We start from the raw sequence: 15222 nt of genomic DNA on the forward strand, positions 1-15222 counted from the left end.
TCATCCCTCCAACCAAAAATATTAAACTCTTTCCTCTCTCAGGATATAAACAATATTTTCTACTGGTTTAAATTAAAACTAATATCGAGTGCAGTTACCGTATGAGTCAGCGAACCCATCGAAATATAATCTACACCGCTGTCACGATAATCTCCGATGGTATCGATGGTGATACCGCCCGAGACTTCCGTGATAACGTGGTCAGGAACGAGTTCTACAAATTCCGCCACCTCTTCCGGACTTCTATTATCAAACATAACGATCTCAGCGCCCGATTCAACAGCCTGTAACACCTGATCCCGGGTTTCCGTTTCCACTTCAATGGAGACCATATGTCCCAATTGACTGCGCAATTTCTTAACAGCATTTCCAATACTTCCAGCCGCCTTGATATGGTTATCTTTTAGCATTACGCCGTCATCCAGCCGATACCGATGGTTGTATCCACCGCCACAGCGCACGGCATATTTTTGCAGCATCCGCAGGCCCGGCAGCGTTTTACGCGTATCACAGATCCTGGTATGAGCACTGTGTAACGCTTCCACCGCCTGTTTCGTGCCCGTGGCAATTCCACTCATATGCTGCAGCAGGTTTAAAATCACGCGTTCGCCATTCAGCAGTGCGGCTGTCGGGCCTTCCGCCCGGGCAATCTCCTCCCCTTTTTGGATGATATCTCCATCGTCTTTATAAAGATCGACGTTCACACTGTCATCCAGCTGGCGGTACACTTCCGTAATCACATCGAGGCCGGCAAGCACCCCCTCTGCCTTGGCAGTAAAAATACCGGTTGAGTTGTGATCACCCGGAAAAAAATCACTGGTCAGGTCACCAAACCCGAGGTCTTCAGCAAGTGCTTCTCGAATAATGTCCTGGAGCTTTAGTTTATTCACGCAAAAATATATGGCTTTTTCGTAAGCCTGCCGGCTCACTTGTTTCTTTCTGAGGTTAATTCCCTATATTTAAGCCTTAATAATAAGCATTTTCAACGAGTTAACTAAGCCCGATGATTTATTTGGATTATGCGGCCACGACCCCGATGAGTGATCACGCACTTGAAGTGTACGGCGAGGTGGCCCGGAAACATTTCGGCAATGCCAGCAGCCTGCATGATTATGGCTCTACCGCCCAGCAGATCCTGGAACAGGCGCGGCAAACCATTGGCAACATAATCAATGCCGAATCTCGCGGGATCTATTTTACCGCCGGTGGCAGTGATGCCAATGAATTGGTGATTCAATCCCTCGTTAAAGGCAATTCCAGTGGTTCAGGTCACCTGCTCACAACGCGCGGCGAACACTCCTCAGTACGAAATGTATTCACAATGCTGAAGGAGCAGGGATATGAAGTGGAGTACATCCCGGTGGATCAAAAAGGGCGGGTCAAACTGGATGCTCTTGAGAATATGATTCGGGGAGATACGATCCTGGCATCGGTGCACCACGGCAACTCCGAAATCGGAACCATACAGGATTTGAGAACGATTGGGGAGCTGCTGAATAAGCATGAGATCCTCTTTCACAGTGATTGCGTGCAAACTTTCGGCAAAATTCCGGTGGATGTAAAAAAAGCAGGCCTTGATGCGATCTCTATTTCAGCCCACAAAATTTATGGTCCCAAAGGGGTGGGCGCTGCCTACATCAATCCATCACTGAGCTGGAAGTCCGTCATCCCCGGCACCACCCAGGAAAAAGGATTTGCTTCCGGAACGGTGAATGTACCCGGCGTGGGTGCGTTTATGGCAGCTGCCAACGATATTGTTAAAATCCGGGAAGAAGAGCTGCAGCGCGAACGAGAACTGCGCAACCAGTTTATAAAACTGATGGCCGACAGTGAATTTGATGTTGCTATAGAGGGCGACTCTGAAGGGCTTCCCAATATTATTGGACTTCGGGTCCACGGTATGGAGGGGCAGTATGCCATGATTGAGTGCAACAGGCATGGATTGGCTATTTCAACAGGTAGTGCATGCTCGGTGGGTTCCGAGAAACCGGCGTCCAGCATGGTGGCACTGGGTCGCGATGAACAGGAGGTACGAGAATTCATCCGTGTTTCGTTAGGTAAAGAGACGACGAAACAGGAAATACAAGAAGCTGTTAAAATCTTGAAAAAAGTGTTGACCAAGCATTTTAGTATGATTAAGCTTTAACGAATCTAAACACCAGATACAGGTCCATGCATACATTTTTACGAGTTCTTTCACTCAGTATCGTTATTCTTTCTGCTTCTGTGATGGGAGCATATGCCCAAAGCAGTAATAGCAGCAGTAAAGCCGATGTGGTAATAACTGAATTCAGCGATTATCAATGTCCGGCTTGCGCATATTACCACCCCATTGTTGAAAAATTGAAACAAGAACTGGGAAGTAAAGTTGCCGTTGAATACCGCTATTTCCCACTGAACAGCCACCAGTTTGCGGCATTAGCTGCCCGGGCTGCAGAGGCTGCCCGCAACCAGGGAAAGTTCAAGGCGATGCACGATATGTTATTCGAAAATCAAGACAGCTGGTCCAGTTCGGGGAACCCACAGTCAGTTTTCGTCGGGTATGCCAAGGAACTGGGACTTGACCTCGATCAGTTCAAAAACGACCTGAACTCCGGTGAGACGCAAAAAACTGTTATGGAGCAAAAACAGGAAGGCGTCAACATGGGGGTTAATTCTACTCCAAGTTTCTTTATCAACGGTATCCAGGTGCAACAGCTGCCTCGCAACTATGAGCAGTTTAAGTCCCTTGTAGAAAGCCAGATGCCGGAAGACACGTAGTGATGCGTGAGGTTCTCGTTATTCCGTTTAATAGCTAGTAAAAAATTACTCATTACGCATTACGAATTACGCTTTTTCAAAAGCTTGCAAAGCCCTGAGTTTTTAGGTAACATCATTTCGTTCATTTAATGACTGCTGTTTGTCGTTAGGAGTGCTTTCCATTATTTCGGAAGGCTGAGATAACATCCTCAACACTTGACCTGGTTAGCACCAGCGGAGGGAAACGACAGAATTACTCTCCCCTTCTATCGGTAAACAGCAAATAATCAAATCCACTGCTGTTTGACCTATGAGTAAGCCATCAAAACAATATGCCCGAGCGCTAACGATCGCTACATCCGACAGCGGTGGGGGTGCCGGCGTGCAGGCCGACCTCAAAGCTTTTTCGGCCATGGGTTGCTATGGAATGTCTGTTTTTGCAGCATTGACGGCACAGAACACTACTGATGTAACCGGAATCCACGCCCTGCCGCCTGACTTCGTCTCACTGCAGATCGATACCGTTATTGAGGATCTCGGAGTAGACGCAGTCAAAATCGGCATGCTGTTCAACAGTGAAATTATGGAGGCCGTTGCCGACCGATTGGCTGCACATAATGTGGGAAACGTAGTGCTGGACCCCGTAATGGTGGCCAAAAGCGGGGCCAAACTGATCCAGGACGATGCGATTGAAACCCTGAAGACCCAGCTTTTCCCACTTAGTACCAATATCACTCCAAACCTTCCGGAAGCGGAAACACTGCTGGATATTAAAATCGACGACCGGACGCAGATGGAGGGGGCTGCCCGTAAATTGCTTGATTTTGGGCCCGATTCAGTGCTGCTGAAAGGCGGGCATTTTAGTGATAAAAAAAGCATAGACTGCCTGGTGCTTGGGGAAAAGGATGTGAACGGTAAGGATGTCTATTGGTATGAAGCTGAGCGAATTCACACAAAAAACACACACGGAACCGGTTGCACATTGTCCTCCGCTATTGCTGCAGGACTAGCAAAAGGTGAACCATTACCAGAGGCAGTCCAATCCGCAAAAAAATATATCTCCGGGGCCATAGAGTCAGGCAGCGAGTACTCCATTGGCAACGGACACGGTCCCCTGCACCATTTCTACCAGTGGTGGGAGTAAACAAACACTATGTGCGACGCACTTCGGAAGTGCGTCGCACATGGCCACATAATTTATAATTTGAAAAAGTTCATAAATGAAATTCACCGACGAACTCTGGGCTAGTATCGAACATATTTATGATGCCATTCTTGAGCTCCCGTTTATCAAGGAGCTGACCAATGGCACGCTACCCGAAGATGTATTTATTTTTTATCTAAAACAGGATACGCTCTATTTAGCCGAATTCTCCAGGGCGTTATCGCTGGCCGGAATCCGGTCCGACTCCACAAAGCAGATGTACGACTTCCTCCATTTTGCCAGCCGAGCAGTGGTTGTGGAGCAACAGCTGCACCAGAATTTTTACGAGGAATACGGCACGGAAATGAATCCCGAAAAATCACCCTCCTGTTTTGCATATACCAATTTTCTGCTTTCCACGGCAGCTACCAAAGATAATGCGGTTAATATCGCCGCCCTGTTGCCCTGCTTCTGGATTTACCGCAAAGTGGGCATGGAAATTTATAAAAATGCCGCTGATGACAACCCCTACCAGGATTGGATCGATACCTACGCGGGGGAAGAGTTCGAGGAGAGCGTCAACAGGGCTATAGCGATAACGAATGATGTGGCGGCCGACGAGTCGGAAGAACGGCTCCAGGAGATGAAACAGGCATTCATAAAAGCCACCGAGCTGGAGTGGATGTTCTGGAACAGTGCGTACCAAAAAGAGCAGTGGCCACTGCAGGAAGTATTGGAAGGTAGTTAGTAGAAGGTAGATAAATGTAGAGACACGATGCTCGTGTCTTCAAGAATAAGGATCCTCAAAACATGAAAATCGGTATCATCGGTGGAGGTATTATCGGCCTCGGCATTGGCTGGCAGCTGTTACGGCGTGGTGCGGAAGTGACACTATTTGAGAAAGGCACCATCGGCCAGGAATCCAGCTACGCCGCCGCAGGTATGCTGGCCCCGTACGCCGAAGTCGGGTTTGAGGAGATCGAGCTGATGAAACTTGGCCAGGAGAGTCTGCGCTTATACCCGAAATTTATTAATGAGCTTGCCGAAGATACCGAAAACGTCCCCGAAATCGACCGTTGTGGTACCATGCTGGTAGGCGTTGACCGCGATGATACCGAACACCTCAGACGCCTTTACGATTTCAGGGAAAAATTATCACTCACTGTGGAGATGATCACCGGTACCGAGGCCCGTGAGCGCGAGCCCCTGCTTTCTCCAAAAGTGGTCTCTGCGGTATGGCTGCCGGATGACGCCCAGATCGATAATCGTGCACTTGTGCAGTGCCTGAAAGAGGCCTTTACTTCGTGCGGCGGTTTGTTGCTGGAGCAAAACAAAGTGACACAGATTCACCGGTCGGGTGGTGCTGTTAAAGGCGTATCCACCCCCTCATCCAACTTTCAGTTCGACAAAGTTGTACTGGCGGCTGGCTGCTGGTCGCGACAGGTATCAGGGATTCCCGATAAGCTCAAGCCGCCCATCCGGCCGGTTAAGGGGCAAATTATAACAATGCAAAAGACACCGGATTGCGAGCTGAAAGGCATTGTTCGCTCTCCGCGGTTCTACCTGGTTCCGAAAGAGGATGGTACGATCCGTTTGGGAGCGACCAGTGAAGAGAAGGGATTTGACAAAATGCCCACGGCTGGAGGACAAAAGGAGCTTTTGGAAGAAGCCTGGGAAGCGGTTCCTTCAATATATGATCTGCCGCTAATTGAGACCATCGCCGGACTCCGCCCCGCCAGTCGCGACCATGCTCCCATTATCGGGCAAACCAGAATGAAAGGACTATATTACGCCACGGGGCACTACCGGCACGGAATCCTGTTGACGCCTGTGACTGTTTATTCTATAGTGGAGGAGATATTGAATGACAGTATTGCCGAGGCTGTAAAATCATTTCGGCCGGGACGATTTTCAAAAACTGGACAGGAAGCATAAAAGATTACAACATTATGAAATTGCACGTGAATGGAGATAAAATTGACACCGAAGCTAAAACCGTTAAAGAACTGCTCCGGCAATTCGAAGTTGAAGAAGAAGGGAAAGGAACAGCTGTAGCCCTCAATGATTCTGTTGTCCCCAAAACAAAATGGGATAAGCAGGAGCTGGAAGAAGACGACCGGGTGGAGATCATTCGTGCCACGCAAGGCGGTTGATGAATAAAGAATTAAGAATTAGGAATAAAGAATTAAGAATTAGGAATGAAGAATTAAGAATTCAGGATCATTAGTGTCTGGGAAAATTACTCCATCTTGGGGAAAATGGCATTTAAGTTCACTACATACCGTTTTTAGATAAGCAATTAAATATGATCCTTCGCTATAAACAAGCCATATACGAATAAACCTGCCTCCGCCTTCCGGCCTTGGTAAAGTTGACCGCCCGGAAGGGATCGGTGCAGAGCGTAAAGAAAAAATCTGTGATTCCCGAGATATTGAATTGTTGAACCGTTAATTGAAGTTAGAAGGTCTAAGGTCTGAAGGTGGGCTAATAGTCTGCCTTTCCTAGTTTCTCGTCAGGCAAAAATGATTCGTTTTTTCTTGTTGCTACAATGAGTTTATTTGATGGGCCTTTAAAAGTAAGAAATTAACAAGGTCTTCTGAGTCCAGAGAATCCCTGCAGCCAGCTGTTGGAAAGCTGAGTGATGTTCCAAAGCAACAAGCTACGGATAGGCAGGATAGAACAACATCTGGGATTCTTTGGCGGCTTTTTGGGTTCGTTTTTTGGCCGTACAAAAAATGAATAGCAGGAATGAGAAATAGGGCAACACCAAAAGTTTTTTACTGGACAACAGTGATTTACAATTCATAATTGAGAATACCATGAGCAAACTAACCATAGCCGACAAAGAATTTGATTCCCGCCTGATTGTGGGGAGCGCGCGATTTCCCGATCCCGACACCATGCGACGGGCCCTGCAAGCAAGTGGCACCGAAATTGTGACCGTAGCCCTGCGTCGGGCCGACCTGGATCGTGAAGATGGGGAGGATATCCTCAGCTACCTTGACCATGACAACTATTTCATCCTGCCAAACACAGCGGGATGCTACACAGCTAAAGAAGCAGTGTTAACAGCACAGTTGGGTCGTGAAGCACTGGAAACCGACTGGGTGAAGCTGGAGGTCATCGGGGATGATGAGACACTCTTCCCCGATGTTTCGGAACTGCTGAAAGCCGCCGAACAGCTCATTATGGAGGGTTTTACCGTGTTACCCTACGCTAATGACGACCCTATCACCTGCAAGAAGCTGGCCGATATGGGGTGTGCCGCCGTTATGCCGCTGGGGGCGCCCATCGGTTCGGGTATGGGCATCCGGAACCCGTACAACCTGCAAATTATTCGGGAGCAGGTGGATGTGCCGGTGATCGTGGATGCCGGCGTAGGAACGGCTTCTGATGCCGCTATCGCGATGGAGCTGGGCATGGACGCAGTGCTGATGAACTCCGCTATTTCCCAGGCCAAGCACCCGGTAAAGATGGCCGAAGCGATGAAGCTGGCTATCAAATCCGGGCGACTGGCATACGAGTCGGGTCGCATGCCGCGCAGGCTCTACGCCAAGGCTTCCAGCCCGATGGAGGGGCGAATGGAGATCTCCGGTACGGATGAGTAACCTCCCCTTCCGATACTATTTGATCACCGATCGTACGCAATGTGCCCCCCGCCCGCTCCCGGAGGTGGTAGAAGAGGCCTGCCAAAACGGGATTCGAGCAATACAACTGCGTGAAAAAGATCTTTCAGCAAAAGAACTTTACAGGCTGGCAAAAAAACTGCGGGAGACCACCTCAAGATATGGTGCTAGATTATTCATTAATGACCGGGCCGATATCGCACTGGCGGTGGAAGCTGATGGCGTGCACTGCCGGGAAACGAGTATGCGCCCTGGTGATATCAAACAATTCAACTCCTCCCTGGTAGTCGGTGCCAGCGTGCACTCGATTGATTCTGCTCTTAAAGCCGAAACAGATGGGGCTGACTTCCTGCTCTTTGGACCTGTATTCTATACGGCTTCCAAAGCAAAGTACGGTGATCCGCAGGGACTTGAAAAGTTAAAGAAAGTGGTTTCGAATGTCAGGATACCTCTTTATGCCGTTGGAGGAATTACTCCTGCCAGAGCAGTGCAGTGCCTAGAGGCAGGAGCACACGGCGTGGCCGGGATTTCGTCAATTATGACAGCGGATTCCATCCCACAGAAAATTGAAGAATGGAAAACAAGATTACAGCATTTATGAGCAATTTGAGTGGAGTTTACTTAATCACAGATACCACGATCCAAAAACAATATTCGCACCAGGAGTTGGCCGAAATAGCTGTGGAAACTGGAATCAGCATGATCCAGTATCGTGATAAAAATGCATCTGCCCGGGAATCGCTGGAGACAATCAAGGAGATATCACAAATTACCACCGGAACCGATACCACATTCATTGTCAATGATCGCGCAGACCTGGCTTTGGCTGGCGATGCTGACGGCGTTCACCTGGGACAGGATGACCTGCCGATCCCTGCAGCGCGTACACTTTTGGAGGATGAGAAAATCATTGGCGGTACCTCATCGAACCTGGAAGAAGCGCTGCAGGTGGAAGAGGCTGGCGCTGATTATGTAGCACTGGGACATATTTTTGAGACCACCACAAAACAAAAATCTTATGCTCCGCGGGGACTCGGCACGCTTCGAGAAGTGGCTGAAGCGGTCTCTATTCCGCTGGTGGCAATCGGTGGCATTACGCTGAACAATGCGCCGCAGGTTATCGAAGCCGGTGCTGATGTCATCGCGCTATCCTCTGCCATCTGTGCCGCCGAAGATCCGCGGGCGGCCGCACAAACATTTGTCGACCTGTTTTAGTTTTAATGAGTCGTGGCTCATAGGTAGCAGAGCTACCTTCTTTGCGTTCCGTACCGGAGGTACGGAACGAGATAAAAACTCATTGCGAGCTCCGCTTGTTGCTAAGGCATTATTCTGAGTGGGAGATTGCCGCACTCCATTCACTTCGCACACCTTTGCCAAAGCTACGGTGCACTCCGTTCATTCCGCAATGACACCATCGTATTCCAAGCCCACCAATTGCTCGCTTCCGTCCGCTCGGCGGCAGAAGCCCCTCATAAAGCTCCGCGTCTCTGTAGCACCATAGGTTATACTGGACGCGGAGCGCCCTAACAGGTCCCAACGCAGAGCATTGGGACCGAGCGGATAAGCGCTGCGTTGTTGACCGAGGACTACTCTGACGCTGCAAGTAGACCACTCAAACTCCTCTGGCAGGCTACCCAAACCTCTTTGGTGGACTACTCAAACCCCTTGAGTAAACTACCCAAGCCTCTTGGGCAGACTACCCGGACATCTTGAGTGGACTACTCAAACTCCTTGAGCGGACTACCCAAGACCCTTTGGTAGACTACTCAGGCCTGTTGAGCAGCTACTCCGTCTCCCGTAGCAAGAAGTAGACCACTACTTTCCTCGGAGTAGTAAGGGGCCACCCTTTTATTAGTGGAAACTCCTTAGCCCGGATTTCTCAGTGTTTATGATTTCATTCAAAAGGAAGCACAAGAAAATACGCAATTCGCAGTACGCAATATCGAGCCCCAGTTCATTATCGAAGCAGAAAATGTTATTATTGATACCAACAGAAATTAAAGCAGCAAAAGCGTAGCCATGATTTACGAATTTCTTGACAGGTCTCCTCAATTTGACGATACCGTGTTTGTAGCTCCCAGTGCCGACATCATCGGAGATGTGGCTATTGGCAGCCAGAGCAGTGTCTGGTTTAACGTGACGATCCGGGGTGATGTCAACTGGATAGAGATCGGGGAGCGCAGCAACGTGCAGGACAACGTCTGCATTCACGTGATGAATCAAACGGGTCCCACAAGCATCGGTGACGAGGTGACGATCGGTCACAGCGCCATGATCCACGGCTGCACGATCCAAGACCGGGTGCTGGTTGGCATCAATACGACGGTGCTGGATGAGGCCGTTATAGAATCGGATGTAATTGTGGCGGCGGGAAGCCTGGTACCACCGGGCGAGCGACTGGAATCAGGATACCTCTTTATGGGATCCCCGGTCCAGCAGAAACGGAAACTAACTGATGACGAGATCGCATCCATAAAGAAGCACTCCGAGAACTACATCAAATACTCCCGCGCATACCAGAAAAAAGATAACTACGAGCAAAACCCATTTTACACTCCTAAAGGTTGAATGTTGAAGGTTAAAAGTTACAGATTAACTCACCTTCAACATGCAACCTGTAACCTTCGACAAATAGAATGTCCGGCATATACATCCATATCCCGTTTTGTAAGCAGGCGTGCTCCTACTGCGATTTCTATTTCATAACCCAAACGGGGTATCGCAATGAATTCGTGGACAGTTTAATTAGTGAGATCAAATCCTATTCCAACACACAGTATGTGCAAGAACTGGTAAAATCGGTCTATTTTGGCGGCGGCACCCCCTCCCTGCTGAAGCCTTCCGACCTTGAACGAGTTATGGGAGCGCTCCACGAGGTTTTCCGGCTGGATACGGAAGAGATTACCCTGGAAATGAACCCGGACGATGTGAACAAAGATTACCTCAAAGAGTTGCTGAATTTGGGAATCACCCGTTCCAGCATGGGCGTGCAGTCGTTTAAGCCTGAGCTATTGGAATTTATGAACCGGGCCCATACGCGGGAACACGCACTAAAATGCCTTGAACTGCTGCAATCGACAGGCTTCCGCACGTTTACGGTGGACCTGATCTATGGCAACCCGGGACAAGACCTGCAAGACCTTGAGGAGGACCTGGAAACGCTGATCGACTTTGATCCCCCACATGTGTCGGCCTATTCACTGACGGTGGAGCCCAAAACTAAGCTGGGAAAACAGGTGGAACTGGGGCGCATCGATCCGCCGGGCGATGAGGTGGTCTCCGATCACTACGACATGGTCGTGGAAAAGCTGGCGGATGCTGGAATTCAGCAGTATGAAGTTAGTAACTACAGCAAACCGGGGCATGAGGCGATACACAACAGCAGCTACTGGCGTCATGAAAACTACCTGGGGCTGGGACCGGCGGCACATTCATTTTGGTGGGATAATGAAGAGGCCCGGCGCTGGAGCAACCGATCGGATCTAAAAGCATATCTCGAGGAGGGGAAACCGGCAACACTGGATGAAAAAGAAACATTGACACTGCTGCAACTGGCCGAGGAGCGGTTGATGCTCGGGCTCAGAACACGTGAAGGCGTGCCCCGGAAAGAACTCAATGAACGATATAATTACCGATTAAATAGTCGACAACTAGAGTATATCCACCAGAAAGAAAAGGAGAATAAATTCATCATTGATTCTGAAACTCTTCGGCTAACTGCCCAAGGTCGCAAAATAGCAGATTCTATTTTGCTGGATATTGTGACGATGCACTGAATTAAAGCTGTCTAAAAAGACTCAGAAAACTACGTTCCTAACCTCAACATTTTGTATGTCTTATTCTCGTTGTAGTATTCATTTTTTTAGTGATAAAAAAACGAATCAAAAAAATCACCGCCTGGAGTAAATTGTCGCTGCGTTCACTCCGCCTCCGCTAAAACCATTTAAACTCGATCCGCTGAAAAACGCGGATCTCAAACAAAAATGGTTTCTTAACGCTTCGGCTTTGCTCTCTTTTCCAGCGAAATTTACCTTAGGGCGGGGAGCGTTTTTACCTTATGATCTTGGACTTTTAGACCTTCGACCTTTTAATCAACAATTCAACGTCTCAACTACTCAACATTTCAACATTTTAAGACCACAGATTTTTTCTTTACGCTTCTCTACATTTCCTTCCGGGCGGTCACCTTTACAAGGCCGGCAGAGGAGGCTTGAGAATGGGGATCAAGTGAATCGCGTGGTTCAAATGCAAGGGAAATGGTACTTTTGGAAGCCTCTTCTCATCATACCGTTTCATCCTCACCCATCCTCCGGCGGCATGGTACCAAAAACCCGGTCCCACAGCGTGGTGGAAACCCCGAATGCTTTTTCAGGATATTTGTAATGATGAAGGGCATGGTGCCGGTAAAGGTGCTTTAAATACCCGGGGACATTAGATTTATGAGTACTGGTGTGGATGTATGTGTAAATGAGATAGCCGGTCATAAATCCCGGCATAAAAATGTATACAAGCGGTCCCAAAAGAAGCCTGAAAACCAGGTACAGCATAACAATAATAAAGAGTCCCGGTACCGGAGGCATCACCAGCCGCTGCTTGTCTCGGGGATACTCGTGGTGATTACCATGCAGGGTGTAGGCGACCTTTCGAGCCAGTTCCGAGTTTGGAAAATACTCGTCGACATGGTTGATATATCGGTGGAAAAAGTACTCGAAAAAGGTCCAAAAGAACATGGCACCCACAAAAAGAAGTACTCCAGAGAAAACGGAATCGACCACCTGTAGCCTCAACCCAATATAGATCAACAACACGTTGATTATGATATATAAGGTTGCTGAGACCGAGGCGGGAGCCTTTGTTAAAAACTCAAGAAAACTGTTCTCAAACAGTGTAGCCTGCCCACTATTCTTAATTTTTGGCTTTTTTCTTCTCATGACTACTCTCTTTTTATGCGGTTTACAAATAGCAGAAAACCTACTCTTGAAACTCGAAAACCCTCCTCTAAACTTTAAAAGAATCAGACACAAAAATTAAACCTGTTGATAATGATTACTCTCTGTAATCTGCTTATTGCTATTCAGACAACAAACTGATAGTAAAAAATGTTCTTTTATTTACTAAAATTAATCATGCCTCAGTCCTTCCAATATCCTCCAGATAGGGAATAATGGAAGTGCGAAGAAGGTTAAAAACCGGCCTTTTATAACTACGCGATTGATTCGCATTTTGCAGTGAAGAGGTTATTACCACCACCGAGTCAAGTTCCGGTATGATGAAAATGTATTGTCCGCCAAAACCCCAGGCAAAGTAGACCTTACGGCCTGCCACCATTCGGTTCCACCACATGTAGCCGTAATCATACGGATTATAATTGCTGCGCGTATAGGTTTGAAACGATTGACTGAGCCACTCTTTTGAGATGATGCGCTGGTCACCATAGGTTCCGCCGTTTAACACCATCTGCCCAATCTTCAACATATCGGCCGGCCTTAGCGCCAGGTTATTCCCACCAAAATAATAGCCATGTGGATCCTGCTGCCAGCCGCCGGCCTCAATATCCATCGGATCAAACAGGTATTTTTGTGCAAACGCTCGAGTACTCATCCCCGAGGTTTTTTCAATGATTACCGACAACAGGTGCGAGCTGCCGGTGCTGTATTCCATATCGTCGCCGGGCGTGTCCACCATAGGCTGATTGAGCGTAAACTCCACCCAGTCGTCACTTACCACCCAGCGCCCATAGTTATGGAAACTGGTCGTTTCCAGTCCTGATCGCATAGTGAGCAAATCTTCAACAGTAATAGTTCTTTTTTGGGGATCGGTTATCTCCTTAAAATATTCCGGGAAATACTGGTGGATCTGTTGTTCTTTATTTTCTATAAAACCTTGGTCGATCGCGATACCCACCAGCAGAGAAATAATGCTTTTAGAGGCCGATTTTGTATTCATTGCCCTGCTCGCTGGTTGACCGTCAAAATATTCCTCAAAAAGAAGTTCGCCATTTTTTTGAATCAGTAAGCTACGCACGGAGGAGATATCATCCGCTGCCTGCCGAATCTCCTTGGTTTCATTTCGGCTGCTGTCTTTATCGGCAGCCGTATTTTCCGCAATTTTTGCTATTGAATTAGAGATCTCAAAAAACAACAATCCGAAAGCTATAATCAGAACCTGGTATTTAATGACACTATTCATAATTCCGCCAATATTTACTGTTTATCTACCATCCTAATTAAGAAAAACCTCAAATACAACGTTCCAGCTACTCGTTAATGTAGTTAATATGCAAACATTTTGTGTATTACAGATAACTGACCAAGCGTACTACAACTTACAATCTTTTAAAAGCATCCTGAGATGTGTGATATACGCCACGTGATAACTTCCATTCTGCTAATAACACTTATGGCAGGGTGTGATACCACCTCATCCATTGAGAGTGATGTTTTAATTCGCATACAAAACAACAGCAGTTATACATTGAACGACCTCAAAGTGGTATTTCCAGAAGATGAAGTTGCATATGGGGATGTTTCAGGTGGTAAAAAGTCTGGCTACGAGCAGGTTATTAAAGCCTATCGCTACGCTTATATAGAAACGGTAGTTAGGGAAAAAAAGCTTGTCCTTCAGCCGATCGACTACGTGGGGGAGTCACTGCTCGATCACGGGCGATACACCTATGAGCTGTCCATCCATGAGGAGACTTACAATTCGGAGAATTATCGCTACTCCCTTTCTCTACAGTTGACTGAGGATTAAAACCCAGTCTAAAAACCGGATCTTTTACCGATCTTTTCTGCGATACATAAATTTGAGGCCCGACCAGTCCTCATCTACAGCACAAATCTTCACATCCACCAGGCCGAGTTCCAGTCCCAGCTTACGAACATCATTTTCACTGATATCGGTCTCCAGTTTAGAGGATTTCTTGATCCATGAGACCCATAACATACCTGTTTTGTTGAGCTGTGATTTCAAGGGTGGGAATTCGTTATGTAGGATCGCCTCCTTTTTGGCAAAAAGATGGATAAAATCGACAGGATCGGGATTTCCCATCCGCACCAGCTTGACTTCGCCGGGCAGCTCGCCGAGGAGATCAAAGTAATGGTCCGGTTCATGTACTGGCATCATCGTCATGCCCGGCTTGATACCAAGCTTTTTAAGAAGTGGCGTTCCAGAATATCCGGTTTGCATTTTTATAGTATTTAATACTTGTAGCTCGAAGCGCCGCTTCGAGAAATTTTATAGTTAAACGCGTTTAGCGGTTAAATTACAAAACCATAATTCACAATAGAATATCTCAGTCATTTTCTAACCGCTTAACGCGTTAGTTAAAGAAAATTGTATTGCACACGGAGCAGCGCTCCGTGTTACGTGCCACTACGAAAAGTAGGTAAAAATTCGGGTTTACAGTAGCTGTGGTGCCAATCTTCCCAAGTGTCCACCATTCCTGATTTGACGGGATTGTTTAAGGATAAGCTACTGTGTTCTGTAACTCGTCTGAATTCCGTATGACTCGATCATAGCTTTCATTATGCCAAAACTTGCCTGATCTTTGCAGAATCTTGTTTGCTTTTACTGCTGTATAGGATTTCAGTTCTTTCAAAATTTTGGTAATAGGATATTTCTCGTCTGGCTTTTCGCGAAGCGGCGCTTCGCGGTACGTAGACTCTCTATTTTTCATAAGGTGCTTGAAAACCAAATGTACATGATTTGGCA

17 protein-coding genes and 1 riboswitch are annotated in these 15222 nt (G+C 47.5%); of the genes, 12 read left to right on the forward strand and 5 right to left on the reverse strand.

What is annotated here, in order from left to right; genetic code table 11:
* Positions 1-59: 59 nt before the first annotated feature.
* Positions 60-890, reverse strand: a complete 831-nt coding sequence (nadC, locus tag NC796_RS21315; RefSeq protein WP_310687570.1) for a carboxylating nicotinate-nucleotide diphosphorylase — start codon at positions 888-890, stop codon at positions 60-62.
* Between the two features lie 113 nt (positions 891-1003).
* On the opposite strand from nadC, the gene NC796_RS21320 reads away from it, so the two are divergent.
* The 9 genes from NC796_RS21320 (at position 1004) to thiE (NC796_RS21360) (ending at position 8724) form a co-directional block, all read left to right on the forward strand.
* The gene (locus NC796_RS21320; RefSeq protein WP_310687571.1) at positions 1004-2146 is read left to right on the forward strand and encodes an IscS subfamily cysteine desulfurase; all 1143 of its coding nucleotides are present in this window, start codon (positions 1004-1006) and stop codon (positions 2144-2146) included.
* A gap of 26 nt (positions 2147-2172) precedes the next feature.
* Positions 2173-2760, forward strand: coding sequence for a thioredoxin domain-containing protein (locus tag NC796_RS21325; RefSeq protein WP_310687572.1), 588 nt, complete (start codon positions 2173-2175; stop codon positions 2758-2760).
* 137 nt (positions 2761-2897) lie between these two features.
* Positions 2898-2999, forward strand: a riboswitch (TPP riboswitch).
* Between the two features lie 50 nt (positions 3000-3049).
* Entirely contained in the window at positions 3050-3883 is an 834-nt protein-coding gene (gene thiD, locus NC796_RS21330) for a bifunctional hydroxymethylpyrimidine kinase/phosphomethylpyrimidine kinase (protein WP_310687574.1), read from the forward strand.
* A gap of 76 nt (positions 3884-3959) precedes the next feature.
* Complete coding sequence (gene tenA, locus NC796_RS21335) at positions 3960-4631, forward strand: thiaminase II (protein WP_310687575.1); 672 nt, start codon at positions 3960-3962, stop codon at positions 4629-4631.
* 62 nt (positions 4632-4693) lie between these two features.
* Positions 4694-5818, forward strand: coding sequence for a glycine oxidase ThiO (gene thiO, locus NC796_RS21340; protein WP_310687577.1), 1125 nt, complete (start codon positions 4694-4696; stop codon positions 5816-5818).
* A gap of 14 nt (positions 5819-5832) precedes the next feature.
* Positions 5833-6036, forward strand: coding sequence for a sulfur carrier protein ThiS (thiS, locus tag NC796_RS21345; protein WP_310687579.1), 204 nt, complete (start codon positions 5833-5835; stop codon positions 6034-6036).
* Between the two features lie 666 nt (positions 6037-6702).
* Positions 6703-7491, forward strand: coding sequence for a thiazole synthase (locus NC796_RS21350; protein WP_310687580.1), 789 nt, complete (start codon positions 6703-6705; stop codon positions 7489-7491).
* On the forward strand, positions 7484-8110 hold the full coding sequence (gene thiE, locus NC796_RS21355) for a thiamine phosphate synthase (RefSeq protein WP_310687582.1): 627 nt from the start codon (positions 7484-7486) through the stop codon (positions 8108-8110). Before NC796_RS21350 ends, thiE (NC796_RS21355) begins: the two co-directional genes overlap by 8 nt.
* Positions 8083-8724, forward strand: coding sequence for a thiamine phosphate synthase (gene thiE, locus NC796_RS21360; RefSeq protein ID WP_310687584.1), 642 nt, complete (start codon positions 8083-8085; stop codon positions 8722-8724). Before thiE (NC796_RS21355) ends, thiE (NC796_RS21360) begins: the two co-directional genes overlap by 28 nt.
* Before the next feature lie 180 nt (positions 8725-8904).
* On the opposite strand, the gene NC796_RS21365 is transcribed toward thiE (NC796_RS21360), so the two are convergent.
* Entirely contained in the window at positions 8905-9147 is a 243-nt protein-coding gene (locus tag NC796_RS21365) for a hypothetical protein (protein ID WP_310687585.1), read from the reverse strand.
* A gap of 381 nt (positions 9148-9528) precedes the next feature.
* Here NC796_RS21365 and NC796_RS21370 point away from each other — a divergent pair, with 381 nt between their 5' ends.
* The gene (locus tag NC796_RS21370; protein WP_310687586.1) at positions 9529-10077 is read left to right on the forward strand and encodes a gamma carbonic anhydrase family protein; all 549 of its coding nucleotides are present in this window, start codon (positions 9529-9531) and stop codon (positions 10075-10077) included.
* Positions 10078-10145: 68 nt separating this feature from the next.
* Positions 10146-11285 (forward strand): radical SAM family heme chaperone HemW, encoded by a 1140-nt coding sequence (hemW, locus tag NC796_RS21375; protein ID WP_310687588.1) that lies wholly within the window; start codon positions 10146-10148, stop codon positions 11283-11285.
* Between the two features lie 522 nt (positions 11286-11807).
* On the opposite strand, the gene NC796_RS21380 is transcribed toward hemW, so the two are convergent.
* A complete protein-coding gene (locus tag NC796_RS21380; RefSeq protein ID WP_310687590.1) occupies positions 11808-12440 on the reverse strand; it encodes a sterol desaturase family protein in 633 nt (210 codons plus the stop codon).
* A 193-nt stretch (positions 12441-12633) separates the two neighbouring features.
* A complete protein-coding gene (locus NC796_RS21385; protein WP_310687591.1) occupies positions 12634-13698 on the reverse strand; it encodes a serine hydrolase in 1065 nt (354 codons plus the stop codon).
* A gap of 162 nt (positions 13699-13860) precedes the next feature.
* Between NC796_RS21385 and NC796_RS21390 the strand changes: the two genes are divergently transcribed.
* Positions 13861-14262, forward strand: coding sequence for a hypothetical protein (locus tag NC796_RS21390; protein WP_310687593.1), 402 nt, complete (start codon positions 13861-13863; stop codon positions 14260-14262).
* A gap of 24 nt (positions 14263-14286) precedes the next feature.
* Here NC796_RS21390 and NC796_RS21395 read toward each other — a convergent pair whose 3' ends face one another.
* The gene (locus NC796_RS21395) at positions 14287-14697 is read right to left on the reverse strand and encodes a hypothetical protein (RefSeq protein ID WP_310687594.1); all 411 of its coding nucleotides are present in this window, start codon (positions 14695-14697) and stop codon (positions 14287-14289) included.
* Between the last annotated feature and the right edge of the window lie 525 nt (positions 14698-15222).

The organism is Aliifodinibius sp. S!AR15-10 (genome assembly GCF_031569985.1).
Lineage (GTDB): Bacteria > Bacteroidota > Rhodothermia > Balneolales > Balneolaceae > JAMQKA01.

Bases quoted from the DNA above. Each gene is read 5' to 3' on its own strand.
- NC796_RS21320 (WP_310687571.1), top strand. From the start codon at position 1,004: ATGATTTATTTGGATTATGCGGCCACGACCCCGATGAGTGATCACGCA.
- NC796_RS21325 (WP_310687572.1), top strand. From the start codon at position 2,173: ATGCATACATTTTTACGAGTTCTTTCACTCAGTATCGTTATTCTTTCT.
- thiD (WP_310687574.1), top strand. From the start codon at position 3,050: ATGAGTAAGCCATCAAAACAATATGCCCGAGCGCTAACGATCGCTACA.
- tenA (WP_310687575.1), top strand. From the start codon at position 3,960: ATGAAATTCACCGACGAACTCTGGGCTAGTATCGAACATATTTATGAT.
- thiO (WP_310687577.1), top strand. From the start codon at position 4,694: ATGAAAATCGGTATCATCGGTGGAGGTATTATCGGCCTCGGCATTGGC.
- thiS (WP_310687579.1), top strand. From the start codon at position 5,833: ATGAAATTGCACGTGAATGGAGATAAAATTGACACCGAAGCTAAAACC.
- NC796_RS21350 (WP_310687580.1), top strand. From the start codon at position 6,703: ATGAGCAAACTAACCATAGCCGACAAAGAATTTGATTCCCGCCTGATT.
- thiE (WP_310687582.1), top strand. From the start codon at position 7,484: ATGAGTAACCTCCCCTTCCGATACTATTTGATCACCGATCGTACGCAA.
- thiE (WP_310687584.1), top strand. From the start codon at position 8,083: ATGGAAAACAAGATTACAGCATTTATGAGCAATTTGAGTGGAGTTTAC.
- NC796_RS21370 (WP_310687586.1), top strand. From the start codon at position 9,529: ATGATTTACGAATTTCTTGACAGGTCTCCTCAATTTGACGATACCGTG.
- hemW (WP_310687588.1), top strand. From the start codon at position 10,146: ATGTCCGGCATATACATCCATATCCCGTTTTGTAAGCAGGCGTGCTCC.
- NC796_RS21380 (WP_310687590.1), bottom strand. From the start codon at position 12,440: ATGAGAAGAAAAAAGCCAAAAATTAAGAATAGTGGGCAGGCTACACTG.
- NC796_RS21385 (WP_310687591.1), bottom strand. From the start codon at position 13,698: ATGAATAGTGTCATTAAATACCAGGTTCTGATTATAGCTTTCGGATTG.
- NC796_RS21390 (WP_310687593.1), top strand. From the start codon at position 13,861: ATGTGTGATATACGCCACGTGATAACTTCCATTCTGCTAATAACACTT.
- NC796_RS21395 (WP_310687594.1), bottom strand. From the start codon at position 14,697: ATGCAAACCGGATATTCTGGAACGCCACTTCTTAAAAAGCTTGGTATC.